Origin of the sequence: Salipiger abyssi (genome assembly GCF_001975705.1) — a bacterium.
In the GTDB taxonomy this organism is placed as follows: Bacteria; Pseudomonadota; Alphaproteobacteria; order Rhodobacterales; family Rhodobacteraceae; genus Salipiger; species Salipiger abyssi.
This window is the reverse complement of record NZ_CP015090.1, coordinates 132,938-152,599: the sequence shown is the minus strand read 5'-3', so window position 1 is coordinate 152,599 and position 19,662 is coordinate 132,938. Positions and strand designations below refer to the sequence as shown.

Annotated in this window: 16 protein-coding genes; 12 read left to right on the top strand and 4 right to left on the bottom strand. The window is 68.6% G+C overall.

What is annotated here, in order from left to right:
* Nucleotides 1-3: 3 nt before the first annotated feature.
* Entirely contained in the window at nucleotides 4-1,056 is a 1,053-nt protein-coding gene (gene nadA, locus Ga0080574_RS01365; protein ID WP_076694423.1) for a quinolinate synthase NadA, read from the bottom strand.
* Between the two features lie 237 nt (nucleotides 1,057-1,293).
* Between nadA and Ga0080574_RS26140 the strand changes: the two genes are divergently transcribed.
* Both Ga0080574_RS26140 and Ga0080574_RS01355 read left to right on the top strand, forming a co-directional pair.
* Nucleotides 1,294-1,491: a hypothetical protein gene (locus tag Ga0080574_RS26140; RefSeq protein ID WP_076694420.1), complete on the top strand. Its 198-nt coding sequence runs from the start codon at nucleotides 1,294-1,296 to the stop codon at nucleotides 1,489-1,491.
* Nucleotides 1,488-2,828, top strand: a complete 1,341-nt coding sequence (locus Ga0080574_RS01355) for an amidase (protein WP_076694417.1) — start codon at nucleotides 1,488-1,490, stop codon at nucleotides 2,826-2,828. The genes Ga0080574_RS26140 and Ga0080574_RS01355 overlap by 4 nt, the downstream gene beginning before the upstream one ends.
* Nucleotides 2,829-2,831: 3 nt before the next feature.
* On the opposite strand, the gene Ga0080574_RS01350 is transcribed toward Ga0080574_RS01355, so the two are convergent.
* Nucleotides 2,832-3,725, bottom strand: a complete 894-nt coding sequence (locus Ga0080574_RS01350) for a LysR family transcriptional regulator (protein ID WP_076694415.1) — start codon at nucleotides 3,723-3,725, stop codon at nucleotides 2,832-2,834.
* A gap of 231 nt (nucleotides 3,726-3,956) precedes the next feature.
* Here Ga0080574_RS01350 and Ga0080574_RS01345 point away from each other — a divergent pair, with 231 nt between their 5' ends.
* From Ga0080574_RS01345 to metC, 10 genes are all read left to right on the top strand, one after another.
* A complete protein-coding gene (locus Ga0080574_RS01345; protein WP_083716713.1) occupies nucleotides 3,957-4,673 on the top strand; it encodes an isochorismatase family protein in 717 nt (238 codons plus the stop codon).
* A complete protein-coding gene (locus tag Ga0080574_RS01340) occupies nucleotides 4,670-5,638 on the top strand; it encodes a polysaccharide deacetylase family protein (protein ID WP_237219232.1) in 969 nt (322 codons plus the stop codon). Before Ga0080574_RS01345 ends, Ga0080574_RS01340 begins: the two co-directional genes overlap by 4 nt.
* The gene (locus Ga0080574_RS01335; RefSeq protein WP_076694412.1) at nucleotides 5,635-6,564 is read left to right on the top strand and encodes a polysaccharide deacetylase family protein; all 930 of its coding nucleotides are present in this window, start codon (nucleotides 5,635-5,637) and stop codon (nucleotides 6,562-6,564) included. The genes Ga0080574_RS01340 and Ga0080574_RS01335 overlap by 4 nt, the downstream gene beginning before the upstream one ends.
* Nucleotides 6,561-7,877, top strand: coding sequence for an amidase (locus tag Ga0080574_RS01330; RefSeq protein ID WP_076694409.1), 1,317 nt, complete (start codon nucleotides 6,561-6,563; stop codon nucleotides 7,875-7,877). The genes Ga0080574_RS01335 and Ga0080574_RS01330 overlap by 4 nt, the downstream gene beginning before the upstream one ends.
* Nucleotides 7,878-8,149: 272 nt before the next feature.
* A complete protein-coding gene (locus tag Ga0080574_RS01325) occupies nucleotides 8,150-10,171 on the top strand; it encodes a hydantoinase/oxoprolinase family protein (protein WP_076694407.1) in 2,022 nt (673 codons plus the stop codon).
* A gap of 1 nt (nucleotide 10,172) precedes the next feature.
* Nucleotides 10,173-12,113 carry a hydantoinase B/oxoprolinase family protein gene (locus Ga0080574_RS01320; RefSeq protein ID WP_076694404.1) on the top strand — a complete coding sequence of 647 codons (1,941 nt, stop codon included), beginning with the start codon at nucleotides 10,173-10,175 and terminating at the stop codon, nucleotides 12,111-12,113.
* Nucleotides 12,114-12,166: 53 nt separating this feature from the next.
* Entirely contained in the window at nucleotides 12,167-13,495 is a 1,329-nt protein-coding gene (locus tag Ga0080574_RS01315) for an NAD(P)/FAD-dependent oxidoreductase (protein WP_076694401.1), read from the top strand.
* A gap of 13 nt (nucleotides 13,496-13,508) precedes the next feature.
* Nucleotides 13,509-14,252 (top strand): VOC family protein, encoded by a 744-nt coding sequence (locus tag Ga0080574_RS01310; protein ID WP_076694399.1) that lies wholly within the window; start codon nucleotides 13,509-13,511, stop codon nucleotides 14,250-14,252.
* Nucleotides 14,249-15,097, top strand: coding sequence for a sulfurtransferase (locus Ga0080574_RS01305; protein WP_076694397.1), 849 nt, complete (start codon nucleotides 14,249-14,251; stop codon nucleotides 15,095-15,097). Before Ga0080574_RS01310 ends, Ga0080574_RS01305 begins: the two co-directional genes overlap by 4 nt.
* 1 nt (nucleotide 15,098) lies before the next feature.
* On the top strand, nucleotides 15,099-16,280 hold the full coding sequence (gene metC / locus Ga0080574_RS01300; RefSeq protein WP_076694394.1) for a cystathionine beta-lyase: 1,182 nt from the start codon (nucleotides 15,099-15,101) through the stop codon (nucleotides 16,278-16,280).
* 6 nt (nucleotides 16,281-16,286) lie between these two features.
* Here the strand turns inward: metC and Ga0080574_RS01295 are convergent, their stop codons facing one another.
* On the bottom strand, nucleotides 16,287-17,234 hold the full coding sequence (locus Ga0080574_RS01295; protein WP_076694392.1) for a LysR substrate-binding domain-containing protein: 948 nt from the start codon (nucleotides 17,232-17,234) through the stop codon (nucleotides 16,287-16,289).
* 107 nt (nucleotides 17,235-17,341) lie between these two features.
* A complete protein-coding gene (locus Ga0080574_RS01290; protein ID WP_076694390.1) occupies nucleotides 17,342-19,651 on the bottom strand; it encodes a molybdopterin-dependent oxidoreductase in 2,310 nt (769 codons plus the stop codon).
* Between the last annotated feature and the right edge of the window lie 11 nt (nucleotides 19,652-19,662).

Sequence of the window (19,662 nt, the reverse complement as noted above, 5' to 3'; positions counted from 1 at the left end):
ATCTCAGGCGCTCAGACGCCGCGACATGTCGATCATCCGCTGCACCGCCTGACGCGCGCCCTCGGCGACCTGCGCGTCGACCTCGACCGCGCCCTCCATGCTGTGCAGCGACCAGAGCACCTTCTCCAGCGTGATCTTTTTCATGTAGGGGCACATGTTGCAGGGGCCGACAAACTCGATCCCCGGCAGCGCGTCGGAGATGTTCGAGGCCATCGAGCATTCCGTCACCAGCAGCGCCTTTTCCGGCTGCTCGCGCGTGACATAGTCGATGATGCCGCTGGTCGACCCGGAGAAATCCGCCTCCGCCACCACATCGGGTGGGCATTCGGGATGCGCGATGATGCGGGTGTCGGGCTGCCAGTCGCGGAAATCCTTCAGCTCCTGCGCGGTGAAACGCTCATGCACGATGCAGGAGCCGTCATACCAGACAATGTTTTTCTGCGGCACCTGCCTGGCGACGTTCTGCGCCAGGTACTTGTCCGGCGTCATGATCACCGTCTCGGCGTCGAGCCCGGCGACGATCTGCGCCGCGTTGGACGAGGTGCAGCAGATATCCGACGCCGCCTTCACCTCGGCGGAGGTGTTCACATAGGTGACCACCGGCGCGCCCGGATAGCGGCGGCGCATCTCGGCGATGCCCTCGGGCGTGATGCTTTCGGCCAGCGAGCAGCCGGCCTCCATGTCGGGGATCAGCACGGTTTTCGACGGGTTCAGGATCTTCGACGTCTCGGCCATGAAATGCACGCCGCATTGCACGATCACATCCGCCTCGACCTTGGTCGCCTCGATGGCGAGCTGAAGGCTGTCGCCCACCACGTCGGCGATGCCGTGATAGATATCGGGCGTCATGTAGTTATGCGCCAGGATCACCGCATTGCGCTCTGCCTTCAGGCGGTTGATCGCCTCGACATAGGGCGCGTGGATCGCCCAGTCGGCGGGCGAGAGCACGCGGCTCATGCGGGCATAGATATCGCTCTGGCGCTCCGCCGCTTCCGGCGACGGGGCGAGATCGTAATGCGCGCCGAGCGTCTCGGCGATGGCGGTCTGATCGAGCATTTCGGGGCTCCTCTCTCCCGGGCTTCGGCCTAATCGTTTGTGTGTAAACAAAAAACTGCGTCAGGCCGGACCACGCGTCTTAGACCGGCGGCGACGCAAGGGCAACCGCCTTTGCGTGTGCCGGGAAAAACCGGTGCCGGATGCATGTTTCGGGAACAGCTGCTGTGACCAAAGCCGCGCTGTCCGGCGGGGCGCGCCGCGCCTATGCTCGGCGTGAGAGAGATGAGGTCAGCCGCAATGCCCGAGACACCCGAGACCCAAGCCGCCGCGCTCGCCCGTCTGGGCCTGCGCATGGAGGCCGCCGAGCCCGAGCGCATGGCGATGCTCGCGGCGCAGCTCCGCGCCGATGCCCTTCACCTGCGCCGCAAGCTGCCCTTCGGGACCGAACCGCTCGGCGGGCCGGTGAGCGGGCGGCCGCAGGAGCCCGAGGCATGAGCCCCTGGACCCTGTCGACGGCCGCCGAGGCGATGCAGGCGGGCAGGCTCACCGCAAGGGCGCTGGTCGAGGAGTGTCTGGAAAGCATCGACGCGCGGCCCGAGCTTGCCGCCTTCGTCACAATCACCGCCGAGACCGCCCGCTGCGCCGCCGACGCGGCAGACAGCGCTCCCGGGCGCGGCCCGCTGCATGGCCTGCCGCTGGGGCTGAAGGACATCATCGAGACCGAGGGCGTGCGGACCGCCGGCGGCTCGCGCCTGTTCCTCGACCGGGTGCCGGGGCGCTCGGCGGCGCTCTGGGAGCGGCTGGAGGCGGCGGGCGCGATCCTGCTCGGCAAAACCACCACCTGGGAATTCGCCATCGGCGGCACCAGACAGGATCTGCCCTTTCCGCCGGCGCTGAACCCCTGGGATGTGACGCGCGAGACCGGCGGCTCCTCCTCCGGCTCGGCGGCGGCGGTGGCGGCGGGCATGGTGCCCGGGGCCATCGGCACCGATACGGCGGGCTCGATCCGGGTGCCCGCCGCCTGGTGCGGCTGCGCCGGGCTGAAGCCGACGCAGGGGCTGGTGAGCCGCGCGGGCATCTACCCGCTGTCGCACACGCTCGACCATGCCGGCCCCATCGCCTGGACGGTGCGCGACTGCGCGCTGCTGATGAGTGCGCTGGCCGGCCCGGATCCCCGTGACCCGACGACCCGCCACGCCCCCGCGCTCGATTGGCTCGGGCGGCTGGACGGCGGCGTCTCCGGCCTGCGGTTCGGCATTGCCGAGGGACTGCTCGACGATATCGACGCGGAGATGGCCGACGGCCTCGCCGCCGCGGGCCGGGCGCTGTCGGACGCGGGCGCCGAGCTGGTGTCCGCCGCCTTGCCGCCGCTGCGCGATTTCGATGCCGCCTGCAACATCATCACCCGCTCCGAGACCTTCAGCTATTACCGCGACGCGCTCGCCACCCGGCCCGAGGCCTTCGGCGAGGAAACCCGCGCCCGGATGATGGCGGGCGGGCTGGTCGCGGCGGCGGAGTATATCGACGCGCTGCGCATCCGCACCGAGCTGATCGAGGCGATGGAGCGGCTGTTCACCGGGGTCGACCTGCTGCTCACGCCGCTGGCGGGCTCGACCGCGCCCGAGGCCGGCAGCGCCACCAGCTATGCCCGCCTCGCCACGCGGCCCTTTTCCGTCACTGGCAGCCCGGCGCTCTCGGTGTGCAGCGGCTGGGGGTCGGACGGGCTGCCGCTCTCGGTGCAGATCGTCGGGCCGGCCTATGGCGACCCGATCGTGTTGGCGGCGGGCGCGGTGATCGAAGCGGCGCTTGGCGAGCGCGAGCGCCGGGCCTGAGGCTCAGCCGTCGCGGGAGAGCGCCTCGGCGAGGAAATCGACAAAGCAGCGGATGCGCGGGCTGAGAAACCGCGCGTCGTGATAGACCGCATAGAGCGGCACACCCTCGGCAGGCGCGAACGCATCGAGCAGCGGCACCAGCCGCCTCGCCGCCAGATCCGCCTCGACCACATGCCGCGACAGGCAGGCGATGCCGAGCCCGGCCAGCACCAGCCCGCGCAGCATCGAGCCCTGACTGGCGCTGAATGCGCCCTGCACCGGAACCGCCAGCGCCTGCCCCGCCTCCTCGAAATGCCAGGTATTGAACATCGCCCGGGTGCTCAGCAGGCAGGCATGCCGCGCCAGATCGCGCGGATGTGCAGGCGTGCCCGCGCGGGCGAGATAGGCCGGCGTGGCGCAGAGCACCAATGGCGACCACCCGATGCGGCGCCGGATGAAGCTGTCGCGCGCGGGGGTCTCGTGGGTGATGGTCAGGTCGACCGCCTCCTCGATCGGATCGGTGAAGCCGTTGCGCAGATGGAATTCCACCGCCAGCTCCGGATAGCGGGCGTGGAATTCCGCCATCACCGGCGCGATGCGCGTCTCCGCCACCGAGGCCGAGACAAAGACCCGCAGCAGCCCGGCGGGCCGCCCGGCGCCGGCGCTGAGGCTCGCCTCCGCCTCGGAAAGCGCCGCGACCGCCTGACGGCAGCCCTCATACCAGGTGCGGCCCTCGGCGGTGGCTGCAAGCCGACGCGAGTCGCGATCAACGAGACGCAGACCGAGCTGCGCCTCCAGCCGCGCGACGGTTTTCGAGACGGTGGAGGGCGTCAGCCCCAGCCGCCTTGCGGCAAGGGAAAAGCTGCCCTCCTCGATAACGGCGGCGAACACGAAAATGTCGGACTTGCGGTGCAGCATGGTGGCGCGACTATGCCGCCGGGTCCGAGCACAGGGAAGCATGGCGGCGGCACGACCCCCTCTCGGACGAAATACGCACCATGCGGCGGCGCAGGCCCGGGCGCTCTGCGCAAAGTTTGGGCGGCGCTGAGAAATAATTCAACATTCTTCAATATTAGAAATAATGCTGCTGCCTGTTATATTGACTGCCTGCCGTCGGGCCGGATCTTTGGCGACATGGAGGCCCCGGGCATGACTCACACCCATTTCGACCAGGTCGCTCGCGACACCGGCGACGACCCGTTCGGCGCCGCCGCACGCGCGCATTTCGAGGCCTGGATGGCACGCGACCCGCTTACGCCCTTCGGGCTGGGCAAACGGCCTGCGCTGATCAATGTCGACCTGCAACGGCGCTACACCGATACCGGCAGCTTTGGCACCGCCTATCCCGGCCACCCCGAGCAGTTCACCGCGATCAATGCGCTGGCAAGCGCTCTGCGCGGCCTCGGCCTGCCCGTGGTCTGGACCTATGTCGCCTACCGCCCGGACGGCAGCGATTGCGGGCTATGGGGGCGGCGTTCGACCTCTCCCACCGCGATTCATACCGTCACCGAAGACCACCCTCATGCGGAACTCGACCCGCGCCTAGACATGGACCGCGCCCGCGATCTGGTGTTACGAAAACGCATGGCCTCGGCGTTTTTCGAGACGCATCTGCCCTCGTATCTGCGGCTCGCGGGCGTCGACAGCGTCATCGTCACCGGCGGCGCCACCTCGGGCTGCGTGCGTCAGACCGCAGTCGACGCCATGTCCTCTGGCCTGCCGGTCACCGTGCCGCTGGAATGCGTGGCCGACCGCGAACCCGGCCCGCATTACGCCAATCTCTACGACATGGCGACGAAATATGCCGACATCCGCCCGGCGGCCGATGTCCTCTCTTATCTCGCCCATCTGAAGGACCAGAAATGAGCCTTTTGCCAACCAAACCCGGTTTCATGGCCGGGCGCACCGTGCCGCCCGAGCCCGGATATTATGACTACGCCCCCTATATGGGCCGACCAAAGATAACATGGCCGGAGGGCAAGCGGCTGGCGTTCTGGGTCGCGCCCAATATCGAATTCTACGAGCTGGCCCCGCCCGCCAGCGAGGCCCGCGCGGTCTGGTATCGGCCCGAGCCGGACGTGCTCAACTACGCCATGCGCGATTACGGCAACCGCGTCGGTTTCGACCGGATGGCCGATGTCATGGCGGCGCATGGCGTGCGTGGTTCGGTCTCGCTCAACGTGGCGGTCTGCGACCATTACCCGAAGATCATCGAACGCTGCTGCGAACTGGGCTGGGAGCTCTTCAGCCACGGCATCTACAACACCCGCTACATGTACGGCATGAATGAGGACGAGCAGCGCCGGGTGATCCGCGACGCGCGCGAGACGATCCTGCGGGTCTCGGGGCAGCGCCTCGACGGCTGGCTCTCCCCCGCGATCTCCAACGAGCTGGAGACGCAGGATCTGCTCGCCGAGGAAGGGCTGCTCTACACGCTCGATCTGTTCCATGACGACCAGCCGATGCCGGTGAAGACCCGTTCGGGCAAGAAATTCACCTCGCTGCCCTATATGATGGACGTGAACGACGTGCCGGTGCTGAACTTCCAGAGCATCTCGCCGCAGGATTACCTCCAGCTCATCAAGGATCATTTCGACCAGCTCTATGCGGAGGGCGAAGAGAGCGGCACCGTCATGTGCCTGCCGCTGCACCCCTATCTCATCGGCCAGCCGCACCGGCTGTGGATCCTCGATCAGGCGCTGGATTACATCTGCTCGCATAGCGGCGTCTGGCTCGTAACCGGGCGCGAGATCGCGCAGTGGTTCAACGATCATCATTACGGTGAGATGGAGCGCTGGATCGCCGGCCTTGGTCAGGAGGGCGGGAAATGAGCGTGCCCGAGAGCTATTTCGACTACCCGAACCGCCGCGAGGGAGTCGATCACGACCGCTTTGCCTTCCGCTCCTTGCGCGATGCGCCGCCGGTACAATGGTCGCACGGTGGCAAGCTGGCGCTCTGGGTCACGCTGCATCTGGAGCATTTCCCGCTCAATATGCCGGGCAAGCCACTGCTGCCCATCGGCGGGTTCGACCGCCCCGGCGTCAGCGTCTGGGATTATACCGAGCGTGATTACGGCAACCGGGTCGGCATCTTCCGCCTGATGCGGCTGCTCGACCGGCACGGCATCACGCCCACCGTGGCGATGAACGCGGCGGTGGCCGAGCGCTGCCCGCCGCTGATGGAGGCGATGCTGGCGCGTGGCTGGGAGATCGCGGCCTCTGGCGTGGATATGGGCCATCTGCACCATGGCGAAACCCCGCCCGAGGAAGAGGCGCGGCTTGCGGCCGAGAGCTTTGCCACGCTCCGGCGGCTTTCCGGGCAGGCGGTGACCGGCTGGCATTCGCCGGCGCATTCGCAATCGCCCCGCACCGCCGATCTGGTGGCCGCCGAAGGTGGCCAATGGATCGCCGACTGGATCAATGACGACATGCCCTATCGCTTCCGCACCGATGCGGGGGCTCTGGTGCAGATGCCGCTCAGCTACGATCTGTCCGACCGCAAGGTGATGCAGCTTCAGGCCCAGCCCGCCGCGATCTGGTCAGGACAGGTGGAGGCCGCGCGCGATCTGCTGCTGTCGGAGACCGCAACCTATGGCGGGCGCATCCTGTCGCTGTCGCTCTCGCCCTGGGTGGCGGGGCGACCGGCAAAGATCGCAACGCTCGACCGGCTGTTCAGCTCGCTGCTTTCCGACTCGGAGGTGAAACCCGCGACCGGCGGCACGCTGGCCGCAGACTGGGCGACGCAGGTTCCCGCATGACCGGGCTGCCGCGCCCGGCCTCCGGCGATCCCGCCGCGCTCGACGCGGTGGCGGCGGCAGAGGAGATCCGTGCGGGCCGGCTCACCAGCGAGGCGCTGGTGCGGGCCTGTCTCGACCGGATCGCCCGGCGGGACGAGGCGGTGCGCGCCTGGACCCATCTCGACCCCGAGGCAGCGCTCGCCGCCGCCCGCGCCGCAGATCGGAGCGCGCCGCAAGGGCTGCTGCACGGCGTGCCGGTCGGCATCAAGGACGTGATCCGCACCGCCGGCATGCCCACCGGCATGAACTCCCCGCATCACCAGAGCGACGGCCCGACGCAGGACGCGGCGGCGGTGGAGATCCTGCGCCATCTCGGCGCCATCGTGCTCGGCAAGCTCGACACGGTGGAATTCGCGGTGAACGGACGGCGGGCGGCCACACGCAACCCGCATGACCCGGCCCGCACGCCGGGCGGCTCCTCCAGCGGCTCCGGCGCGGCGGTGGCGGATTTCCAGGTGCCGCTGGCGCTCGGTACCCAGACCGGCGGCTCGGTGATCCGCCCGGCGGCATTCTGCGGCGTGCCCGCGATGAAACCGAGCTGGGGCAGCGTGCCGACCGAGGGCATGCGGAGCTGTTCGGCCAGCCTCGACACACTCGGCTGGTATGGCCGGTCGGTCCGCGATCTGGCACTGCTCTGGCGGACCTTCCAATGGCAGGCCGCCATTCCCCTCGCCCCGGAGATCGCCGGCCTGCGCATTGGGCTCTGCCTGTCGCCGGTAGCAGACCTCCTGCAACCGCCGGCGCTGGCGGCGCTGGCGATGGCGGTGGAGGCGCTGCGCGGCGCGGGCGCCGAGGTGATCCCAGTCGAACTTCCCGAGCAAGAGGGCGCTAGACTATCCGAGGCGCATAAGACGGTGATGCAGGGCGAGATGCGCGCCACCTTCCTGAACGAGGCGCTGCGCTTTCCCGATCTCTACCCCGAGCTGCGCGGCATCGTCACCGCGCCGATGCAAGACGATTTCCTCGACGCGCTCGATTTCGCCGCCGCGATGCGGCCCCGGACGGATGCGCTTTTTGCGCCTTTCGACGCGGTGCTCACCCCGTCGGCACCCGATGTGGCGCCCATAGGGCCGGAAAACGCCGGCAGCGCGCTCTGCAACCGGATCTGGACATTGCTGCACCTGCCGGTGATCCACCTGCCGCTGCCGCACGGCCCCGGCCTGCTGCCCGCCGGCGTCTCGCTGATCGCGCCGCGCGGGCGCGACGCGGCGCTGCTGAGGACGGCGGCGGCGCTGGAAGGGCTCTTTGCCACCTGTCCGCCGCGCGGGGTCTGATCTTTACATTACATTGTATTCTATGTGAGCGCGCCATCCAGCGCCGAGAGGGCGCCGATTCCGCCCCCCGCGAAGAAACCATGACAAATAAGCACAAAACCTGCCCGTTTTCACGCATACCAGCGGCGAAAGCCGCGTATTTCATCATCATCCCGCAAACCAACAATACATACTGACATATTATAGCTAAAAGCATTTACATCATCCTTACGCATGTCATGACGGTATCCATGAGGCCGCGCGCGTCGCGACCGCTGTGACCGAGGACAGGAATGATACGCATCGGAATTGATATCGGGGGCACCTTCACCGATTTCGCCGTCTGGCAGGGCAAGGAAGGCTTCGACCGGATCCTGACGCACAAGACCCCGTCGACCCCGCCGGATTTCGCCGAGGGCATCAAGACCGGGCTGCGCGATCTGCTGCCGCGCATCGAACGCGCGCCCGACGAGCCGATCCTGATCGTGCACGGCATGACCGTGGGCACCAACACCGTCATCGAACGCTCTGGCGCGCCGCTGGCGCTGCTGGTCACCGAAGGGTTCAAGGATATCCTGCGGCTCGGGCGGCTGCGGGTGCTGAAGCCTTTCGACATGTTCTCCTCCCGCGTCGAGCCGCTGATCGCGCGCTCCGAGGTCTACGAGATCGCCGAACGCACCGCCCCCGAGGGCCGCGAGATCGCCGCGCTCCACGCCGAGGCCTGTGTCGCCGCCGCGCGCGACGCCAAAGCCAAGGGCATCACCACGCTGGTGGTCTGCTTCTTGCATTCCTACGCCGCCCCCGCCCATGAGCTGGCCGCGCGCGACGCGATCCTTGCCGCCGAGCCGGATATGGACGTGGTGCTGAGCCACGAGGTCTGGCCGCAGGAGGGCGAATACGAGCGCGCCACGCTGGGGGTGCTCAACGCCTTTGTAAAGCCGGTGATGTCGGCCTATCTGGGCGAGGTCGAGAGCTTCCTCGCCGAAGAGCTGCCCGAGGCGCGGCTCTTCGTGGCGAAATCCAACGGCGGGATGATGTCCTCTGCCGAGGCGCGGGTCTTCCCGGTGCACACGCTGCTCTCCGGCCCTGCCGCCGGGGTCACCGCGACGCAGTTTCTGGGTCAGCTCACCGGGCAGGACGACCTCTTGACCATGGATATGGGCGGCACCTCCACAGATATGTCGCTGGTGCGCGACGGGCGCTCGATCACCTCCACCGGCTCCGAGATCGGGGATTTCCCGCTGACCCTGCCGGTCACCACCATCGAGGCGATGGGCGCCGGCGGCGGGTCGATCCTGTGGACCGACGGCGCGGTGCTGCGTGCCGGGCCGCGCAGCTCCGGCGCCCGCCCCGGCCCCGCCTGCTACGGGCGCGGCGGCACCGAGCCGACGCTGTCGGATGCCTACCTGCTCTGCGGCTATCTGGGCGACGCGCTGCTGGGCGGCGATCTGATACTCGACCGCGCGGCGTCCGAGGCCGCCTTTGCCCCGATCGCCGAAACGCTGGGCACCGGCACCGCTGAGGCGGCGGACAATGCCATTACCGTGGCCACCGCAACCATGGTGGGCCGCGCGATGCCTTACATGGCGCGGCTCGGCGTCGATCCGCAGCAGCTCACGCTGGTGCTGTTCGGCGGCGCGGGCTCGATCCACGGGCCGCTGCTTGCCGATGAGCTGGGGATCTCGCGCGTGCTGGTGCCGCCGACGCCCTCGGTCTTCTGCGCGGCGGGCTGTCTCGTCGCCCCGGTGATCCACGACGCCGTGCGCTCGGTGCGCGGCCCGGTCGAGATCGAGCCGGTGTTCGAGCAGCTCGAAGCGCAGACCCGCGACTGGCTCGCGGGGCAGATCGAACCGGGCTGGCTGCTCGGCACCTCGATCGAGCGCTATGCGTCGATGCGCTATACCGGCCAGTCCTTCTCGCTCGACGTGGCGCTGCCCGAAGGTGGTGGACGCGAAGAAGCCGAAACCGCTTTCCACGCCGAACACCAGCGCGTCTATTCCCATGCCGACCCCGCCGCGCCGGTGGAATTCGTCGAGCTGCGCGTGCGCATCGTCGGCTTGCTGCCGACGCCCCCGGGCGGAGACAGCCGCAGCGCGGGCACCGGCGAGGCCGCGCCCACCGGGCACCGCCCGATGCGCTTTGCCGGGCAGACCGTCGATGCGGTGCCGATCTATGCGCGTGGCGATCTCGGGGCCTCGGCCTCGGTCGACGGCCCCGCGATCATCGACCAGGTGGACACCTCGATCCTCGTGCCCGCAGGCTTCACCGCCACGGCGGGCGAGATCGGCGAACTCGTTCTGGAAAGGAAAGCCTGAGATGGACGCGATCCGCACCGAGGTGATGCGCAACCGCTTCGCGGCGCTGGTCGAGGAAGCCTCGATCATCCTCTACAAGACCGCCCACACCACCTTCATCAAGCAGACGCAGGATTATCAATGCGCCATGTGTACGGTGGAGGGCGAAGTGTTTGCCTATCCGCGCTCCAATGGCGTGGCGACGCTGGTGGGCCTGTCGCTGAAACCGGCCATCGACTGGATCGGGGTCGAGAACATGCGCCCCGGCGATGTGATCATCACCAACGATCCGTTCTCGACCGAGGGCATGTGCACCCACACGCCCGACATTTTTACGCTGCGCCCGATCTTCCACGAGGGAGAGCTTTTGTGCTTCTCCTGGGCCTTTGCGCATGTCTCGGATGTGGGCGGCGCGGTGCCTTCGTCGATCTCGCCCTCCTTTACCGAGATCTTTCAGGAAGGGCTGCGCCTGCGCCCGGTCAAGCTCTTCCGCGAGGGCGAGCTCAACGAGCAGCTCAAGGACATCATCTCGGACAACTGCCGCATTCCGTCGGAGACCTGGGGCGACATCATCGCCATGTGTTCGGCGCTGTCCTCCATGGACCGGCGGATCATCGAGCTGGTGGAGCGCTACAGCGTCGACGATCTGACAGCGGGCATCCGTGAGGTGCTGGCCTATGGCGAGGCCAAGGCGCGCGAGGTGATCTCGGATCTGCCGGACGGGTCGTGGAGCTTTTCGGATTATATCGAGGTGGTCGCGGGCCAGCCGCTGCTGCTGCGCTGCACGATGACCGTGAGCAGCTCGGATGTGCTGCTCGATTTCACCGGATCCTCGCCCCAGGTGCAGGCGGCGTGCAACTTCGTCACCGGCGCGGCGCCGCACCCGGCGCTGGTGCGCTGCTTTGTGGCCTATCTGCTCAGCTCCTCGCCCGAGATGCCGATGAATGGCGGCATCGTCCGCCCGATCCGCACCCGCGCGCCCAAGGGCGTCATCATGAACGCCGAATTCCCGGCGGCCTCGGGCAACCGCGCCGCCTCTTACACACGGATTTACGACCTGGTGCTGGGCTGTCTCAATCAGGCGATCCCCGAAGCCCTGGCGGGCGGCGGTGGCTCGCAGGCGGCGATCATTGCCGCCTCGGTCACCGATCCGCTGACCCGCAAGCCCAGGGTCTCGGTCATCCAGCCGCTGATCGGCGGTTCCGGCGGGCGGCGCAGCATGGACGGGATCGACGCCATCGACACGCCGTTCGGCTTCCTGCGATCGGCGCCCACCGAGAGCGTGGAACACGAGATGCCCTTCCTCGTGCGCCGCTTCGGGCTGGTCACCGACAGTTTCGGCGCGGGCCGCTATCGCGGCGGCGCGGCGCTGGAGATCGAGCTGGAGAACCGCTCGCACGAGGCGACCTTCTCGGTGCGCGGCTGCGACCGCTTCACCTTTCAGCCCTGGGGCGTGGCGGGAGGTGCGGCCGGTCATTGCGGCGGCGGCTGGAAGAACGGCGAACCGGTCAGCATGATCGAGCTGCAAAAGCTCGGGCGCGGCGACCGGCTGCACCTGCGCTCGCCCTCGGGCGGCGGCTTTGGCGACCCGCTGGAGCGCGACCCGGAGGCCGTGCTGCTGGATGTCCGCGACGGGCTGTTGAGCGAAGCGCGCGCGCTGGCCGATTACGGCGTGGTGATCCGCGACGGCGCGCTCGATCTCCAGGCGACCGGGGCCGCGCGGGCAGAGGCGAAAGCCAGGGCCGAACCGCAGGACGGGCTCTTCAATGTCGGCGCCCAACGCCGCGCCTATGAGATCGACTGGCCGGAACCCTCCACCGTGGCGCTCTCCATCGGGCTGCTCGAGGCGCCCTCGGGTCTGCGCTCGGCGGTCAAGACCTGGGTCACCGAACGCCAGCCCAAGGGCGCCGGCCCCGAGACCGTCAACGCCCTGCTCAAAGAGGGGCTCGCACAGATCCTGTAAGCCCGCCCCGGCCCGTCACCGGGCCGGCCCACCCAGACAGAACGAGTGAGACCATGCATCAACTTGCCACCGTGCCCTCCGACACCGAGCTTCCAAAATCCGCCGATGTCGTCGTGATCGGCGGCGGCATCGTCGGCGCCTGCACCGGGCTCTTTCTCGCCGAGGCCGGGTTCAAGGTGGTGATCTGCGAAAAGGGCGAATTCGGCGCCGAGCAATCCAGCCGCAACTGGGGCTGGGTGCGCAAGATGGGCCGCGACCCGCGCGAGCTGCCGCTGGCGATCCAGGCCTTCGAGGAATGGAAGGGGCTGAACGCGCTCACCGGCGAAGAGACTGGCTTCCGCCAGCAGGGCATCACCTATTTCGCCGAGACCGAAGAGATGATGGCGAAATACCTGCACTGGCTGGACTACGCCAGAGAATACCAACTCGACACGCGCGAGATCTCCTCCGACGAGCTGAAGGAACTGGTGCCCGGCATGTCGCGCGAGTTTGCCGGCGGGCTGCACACACCCTCGGACGGCATGGCGGAGCCGGCGCTTGTCACCGCCGCCGTGGTCACCGGCGCGCGCAAGTTCGGCGCGCTGGCCTTTTCGCGCTGCGCCGTGCGCGGGGTGGAGACCGAGGCCGGCAAGCTCTCGGGCGTTGTCACCGAGAAGGGCGCGATCAAATGCCCGTTTGCGGTGCTGGCGGGCGGCACCTGGTCGACGCTCTTCGCGCGCAATCTCGGCATCCGCATTCCGCAGCTAAAGTTCCTCGCCAATGTGATGCGCACCGAGCCCATCGCGGGCGGCCCCGAGGGCTGCGGCTCCGGCCCCGGTTTCGGCTTCCGCAAGCGGATGGATGGCGGCTACAACGTCTCGATGCGCTCGGCGCATCCGGTGGACATCGTGCCCGACAGCTTCCGCTTTTACCGCGATTTCCAGCAGGCGCTGAGCCACGAGAAAAAGGCCATGCGGCTGCGCGTGTCGCGCCGCAGTTTCCACGAGCTGATGGTGCCGAATTCCTGGAAACTCGACGCGGTCTCGCCCTTCGAGAAAGAGCGGATCCTGAACCCCGAGCCCGCGCACAAGATCCTCGACGAGGCCAAGGTGAATATCGGCAAGCTGTTCCCGGCGCTGAAAGACATCAGGATCGCCGACCGGATCGGCGGGCAGGTCGATGCCACCCCCGACGCGCTGCCGATCATCTCCGGCGTGGACGACATCCCCGGCCTGCATGTGGCCACCGGGTTCTCGGGCCACGGCCTTGGCGTCGCGCCCGGCGCGGGGCGGATGATCGCGCAGATGATCCAGGGCAAGACGCCACTGGTCGATCCCGAGCCCTATCGCCTGTCGCGCTTCACCGACGGCACCAAGATCGAACACTGGCCCATCGGGTTCTGAAACGGAGTCCTCCATGACCACCCCCATCGACCACATTGTGCTGCTGGTTCACGATCTCGCCGCCGCCACCGCGACGTTCCAGGCGGCCGGGTTCAGCGTTTCGACCCGCAAGGACGCCACGCAGAAAGGCGGCGCGAGCTATCGCTTCGTCTGTTTCGCCGACGGCAGCTATCTGCTGCTCACCGCCTTCACCCCCGAAGGCGCCGCCAGCCACCGGCTCGGGCCGATCCTGGCCGAGACCGAAGGCCCCGGCGACTGGTCGCTCACCGTGCCCTCGGTGGACAAGGCCAGCGCGTTCGGCGCGGCGGCGGGGGTGACGCTGGGCGCCACCCATGACGTGGCCAACGATGTGGAGGGCGGCCACTGGGCGCTGCGCCTGCTGCTGACCGGCATCGGCGCCGGCGGCGACGACGCCCTGCCCTTCCTGATCGAGGATGTGGAGGGTCGCACTCTGCGCATCCCCGCCGCCGTGCCGCATGCCAACGGCGCCACCGGCATCGCCGAGCTGACCGTCGCCGCCACCGATCCGGAGGGCTCCGCCCGTCGTGTCGCGGCGCTGGCCGGGCTGCCGCAGCCGCTGGGGGCGCGGCTGACCGTCGCGCCGGGCCAGTCGCTGCGCTTCGTGCCGCTCGACCCGCAGGGGCTTGGCACCGCGCGGACCGGCGGCTGCACCGGCATAAGGCTCTCCGGCGTGGCCGCGCCACTCACCGGGATCGAGGGCAGCGCGCTGCGCGTCACCGCGGGGGTGCCGGCATGAGCGATGCCTTCCTGATCGAACCCGACGCGCTCGAAGCGCGGCTCGGCACAGAAAACCTGCGGGTGCTGGACTGTTCCTGGGCAATCCCCGAGGCCGGGCGCAACCCCCGCACCGATTTCGAGGCGGCGCATATCCCCGGCGCGCAGTTCTTCGATCTCGACCGGGCGTCGGACCCCGACAGCCCGCATCCCAACATGATGCCCTCGGGCGCGCATTTCGGCACCTATGTGGGCGCGCTCGGCATCGACGCGGGCTGTCAGATCGTGCTCTATGACGACAGCTATGTCTCGGCCCGGGTCTGGTGGATGTTCCGCAGCTTCGGCCACGACCGGGTGCGCATCCTCAACGGCGGCTGGAAGCGCTGGAAGGCCGAAGGCCGGCCCATCGCCCAGGGTGCGCCCGAGACGCCGGAGCCCGCCTTCTTCCCGATCCGCAACCAGCCGCGCGGCATCGCCGGCTGGGAAGAGATCCGCGACGCGCTGGAGCAGGGCGCGCAGGTGGTCGACGCGCGCAGCCCCGATCGGTTTTCCGGCACCATGGACTCGGGCTATCCCGGCGTCGCGGGCGGGCATATGCCCGGCGCGGTCAACCTGCCCTGGCAGGTCATGCTGCCGCAATCGGGCGATTTCACCTTCCTGCCCCCCGCCGATGCCGAGGCCGCCTTCCGCGCCGCTGGCATCGACCCCAGCCAGCCGGTGCTGTCGACCTGCGGTTCGGGTGTGACCGCCGCGATCCTGGTGTTCCAGCTCGCCCGGCTGGGCCGCGCGGCGCGGCTCTATGACGGGTCCTGGCACGAATGGGGCCAGCGCGACGACCTGCCCCGTATCAGCGAAGGGGTCTCCTGAGATGACCGAGCCGAAACCCGCCCCTCTCAATCCCACGAAACTGATCCAGGCCGGGCGCCCCGAGGGTGGTGACGGTCTGCCGGTCAACCCGCCGGTGGTGCGCGCCTCGACCTTTTCCTTTCGCTCGATGGAGGCGTTCAACACCACCGCCGCCACGCCCTTTGACGCGCCCTTCTATGGCCGCGTCGGCACGCCCACGAGCTTTGCCTTCGAAAGCGCCATGGCGGAGCTCGAAGGCGCCCACCGCGCCATCGCCTACCCCTCGGGTCTGGCGGCGATCATGGCGGTCTACCTGGCCTATCTCTCGGCGGGCGATCATGTGCTGATGGTGGACAGCGTCTATGGCCCGGCGCGGCGCAGCATGGTGCGGACCATGGCGCAGATGGGCGTGAGCGTCGATTTCTACGACCCCTCCATCGGCGCGGGGATCGAGGCGCTGATCGGCCCGGAAACCCGGCTCATCTACATGGAAACCCCCGGCAGCGGCACGTTCGAGGTGATGGACGTGCCCGCCATCGCCACCATCGCCCGCAAGCACGGGATCGTCACCGCCATCGACAACACCTGGGCGACGCCGCATTACTTCCGCCCGCTGGAGCACGGCGTCGATGTCTCGATCCACGCGGCGACGAAGTACATCACCGGCCATTCCGACGCGATGCTGGGCGTCGTGGCGGTGAGTGAGGCGGCGCATGACGCCCTGCGCCGTGCCACGCAGGATCTCGGCATGGTGGCGGGCAGCGAAGAGGTCAATCTCGGTCTGCGCGGGCTGCACACGCTGGACGTCCGGCTGGCGCGGCACGATGTCAACGGGCGGGCGCTGGCGGCATGGCTGGAGACGCGCCCCGAGACCGGCCGCATCCTGCACCCGGCGCATCCCGACTGCACCGGCCACGAGATCTGGAAACGCGATTTCGCCGGCGCCTCCGGGCTCTTTGCGGTGGAACTGCCGGGCTGGGACGAGGCGCGCATCAACGCCTTCCTGCGTGGCATGGAGTGCTTCCGCATCGGCTTTAGCTGGGGCGGCTATGAAAGCCTCGCCCTGCCCGCCCATCCCGAAAGCCGCGAACATCCCAAATGGAAAGGTGGGCCGGTGCTGCGCTTTCATGCGGGTTTGGAAGATCCCGCCGACCTGATCGCCGATCTCGACCGCGCCTTTGCCCGGGCCGCAGCCGAGGCGTGACGCGGCTCAGCGCCCGCGCGCCAGCGCCGGGTCGGCGGGATCGGACGTCCCGATCGGCATCCGGGTGGCGTTGCGGAAATACTCGTCGATGTATGTCTGGAACCGCGCGCCGACCAGCGAGGTGCGGTTGGGCTGGGTCAGCAACCCGATCTCGCGCATCAGCGTCGGGTGAAAGGGCCTTGCCAGCAGGCGGTTGCTCTCGCGCAGATAGGGCGAGAAGGGCGAGATGATCGACACCCCCGCGCCGGCGGCGACGAAATTGCACACCGCCTCATGGGTGGTCGCCTCGACCACCACCTTGCGCGGCAGACCCAGCCGGTCAAAGATCTGGTCGATCTGGAACCGGGTCGGCGAGGAGCGCGGGAAGCCGATGAACGGGAAATCCGCCAGATCCTGCGGCTCGATCATGCGCTTGCCCGCCAGCGGGTGATCCGGCGGCATGATGCAGACCGCGGGCTCTGCCGAGATCAGCTCCACATCGAGGTCGCCGGTGAAGGCGGGCAGCGACACCAGGCCGAACTCCACCTTGTCGGACTGCACCCAGTCGACGATGCGGTCGTGGTGATCGACCTCGAGATTGACGGTGACGCCGGGATTGTCCCTGAGAAACTGCGAGATGATCTGCGGCAAAAGCCCGTTGCCGTAAAGGCTGATCGTGCCGATGCGCAGCTCTCCGATCTCCAGATCGCGGATCGCGAAGGCGCGGCGGTTGAGCTCCTCCAGCCCCGAGAACAGCGAGCCCACCTCCTCGCGCAGCCGCTTGGCCTCGGGCGTGGGGATGGTGCCGTGCCGGGTGCGCCGAAACAAGGTGTAGCCGAGGCTCTCCTGCATGTCGGCCATCAGGCGGCTGACGGCGGGCTGCGAGATCTGGAGGAACTCCGCCGCCTTGGTCATGCTGCCCAGAAGCATCACCGCACGGAAGGCCTCGACCTGGCGCATCGTCAGTTGCCGCATACTCTTGACCTCCGTACCCTCTCCGCCCTGCCGCGTCTTCTTTGCCTTGGCAGGAGACTTTTTCCCGGCATTGGGGGAAGATGCCCGTTCCGGTTGCGGCTTACCAGTCATTCTTGCCCGTTTTCCTGTCGCTGCACGATCCGAGGCGGCTTGTGGCTGCGGATCGGGCGCGGCGGCGCGTCGAGCCGCGCCAGCTCGACCAGACAGCTCTGCGCGGCGCAGCCCTGCCCCATCTCCGAACTGCCGATATCGCGGGTCAGCACGTTGGGGTTGCTGCCCCGGTCCTCGCGCCCGTCGGGATCGTAGGCCGAGCCGGTGGCCAGCATCGCCACATCGTCATGCAGCGCCGGGTCGATCTGCGCCCAGGCGTGGCAGGCCCCCCGGTCGTTGAAGATCCGCAGGATATCGCCCTCGGCAATGCCCCGCTCGCGCGCCGCCTTTTCCGAAATCCGCACCGGCTCCAGCCCGTCCCGCTTGCCCTCGGCGACATAGGCGCTGCCCTCCATCTGCCCGTGCAGCTTGCGCGCCGGCTGCGGCGTCAGCAGGTGCAGCGGATAGCGCTTTGCCAGCGGCGCGCCGAGCCATTCCTCCGGATCGAGCCAGGCCGGGTGGCCGGGCTGGCGCCCCTCGGTCTCGGCGACAAGATCCTTCTGGAAAAGCTCGATCCGCCCCGACGGCGTGTTGAGCCGGTGCCTCTCCGGATCGGCGCGGTAGTCGCCGAACATCACATAGGTCTCGGGCGGCGCCGGGATCTCGGCATAGCCCTGCGCCCAGAAGCGCTCGAAATCCGGCAGGGTCACGCCGCGCGCGGCCATCTCCTGCACGGCGCGGCCATAGGACTGGCGGATCCAGCCCATCTCGTCGCGCCCGCCGGTAAAGGCGTCGCGGTCGCCCAGCCGCTCGGCGAGATCGGCGAAGATGTCGAAATCGTTGCGCGCCTCGCCCTGCGGCGGAACAAGCTGCTCCATCGCCAGAAGATAGGGCTCGCGCGAGGAGCCGCCGAGGTCGTTGCGCTCCAGCGAGGTGGTGGCGGGCAGCACGATATCGGCGTGGCGGGCGGTGGCGGTCCAGTGGCATTCGTGTACGATCACCGTCTCGGGCCGGCGGAACGCCTCGCGCAGCCGGTTGAGATCCTGATGGTGGTGGAACGGATTGCCGCCCGCCCAATAGACCAGCCTTATATCGGGATAGGTGCCGGTCTCGCCCATGAAGCGATACTGCCCGCCGGGATCGAGCAGCATGTCGGCGACGCGCGCCACCGGGATCACCGATTTCGCCGGGTTCGGCCCCATGGGCAGCCCGTGCAGCGGCGTGCCGAAACGCGGATTGCCCTGCCCGTTGGTCGAGCCGTAGCCAAAGCCGAAACCGCCGCCGGGCAGCCCGATCTGCCCCAGCACCGCGGCCAGCGCCGCCAGCGCCCAGAACGGCTGTTCGCCGTGTCGTGCCCGTTGCAGCGCCCAGTTCGCGGCCAGCATCACCCGCTTGCCGGGCAGCGACAGGGCGAGCGCGCGGATCGTCTCCGCCGGAATGCCGCAGATCTCCGCCGCCCAGTCTGCGGTCTTCTCGATGCCGTCGCTGTCGCCGGCGAGATAGGCGGCGAAGGGCTCGAACCCTGCGGTATAGCGGTCGAGGAAGGCGCGGTCGTGCTTGCCCGCGCGGATCACCTCGCGGGTCAGTGCGAGGATCAGCGCGGTGTCGGTATTGGGCCGGATCGGCAGCCACTCCGCCTCCGCCCCGTCGAGATCGGCCTTCGAGGGCGAGATATTGACCAGCCGCAGGCGCGAGAGCTGCGCCAGGAACCGCCCGTGCACATGGGTCGAGGCACCGCCCGACTGCACCGCCCAGGTCCGGTCCGGCAGCCCGCCGAACGCGAGGAAGATATCGCAATGTGCGGCGATGCTCTCGGCGGAGGTCAGATGCGAGCCGATGGCGGCCTTGGTGCCCAGCATACGCGGGATAAAGGCCTGCGCGGCGCCGTAGCTATAATTCATCACCTGATCGGTGGAGCCGCCAAAAGCATAGAGAAACCGCCGTATCAGCGTGCGCGCGTGGTGGATGCGCCCGGCGGAGGACCAGCCATAGGAGCCGCCGAAGATCGCCGCGTCGCCATGATCGCGCCGCACCCGCGCCAGCTCGCCCGCCGCGCGGTCGAGCGCCTCGTCCCAGCCGACCTGAACGAACTCGTCCTCACCGCGCCCGGCGCCGCCATCGCCCTTCAGCCAGCCCGCGCGCACCAGCGGCGCGGCCACGCGCAGCGGCGAGGTCAGCATCTCGGGCCAGGCGTGAATGAGCCCCGAAGGCTCGGGATCGTGCTCGAACGGCTCGATGCGGCGCAGCGCGCCATCCACCACCTCGGCGCGGAACGCCCCCCAGTGGGAGGCAGAAAGGCGCAGCCTCTTCGGATCGCTCTTGCTCATCTCGACCTTCC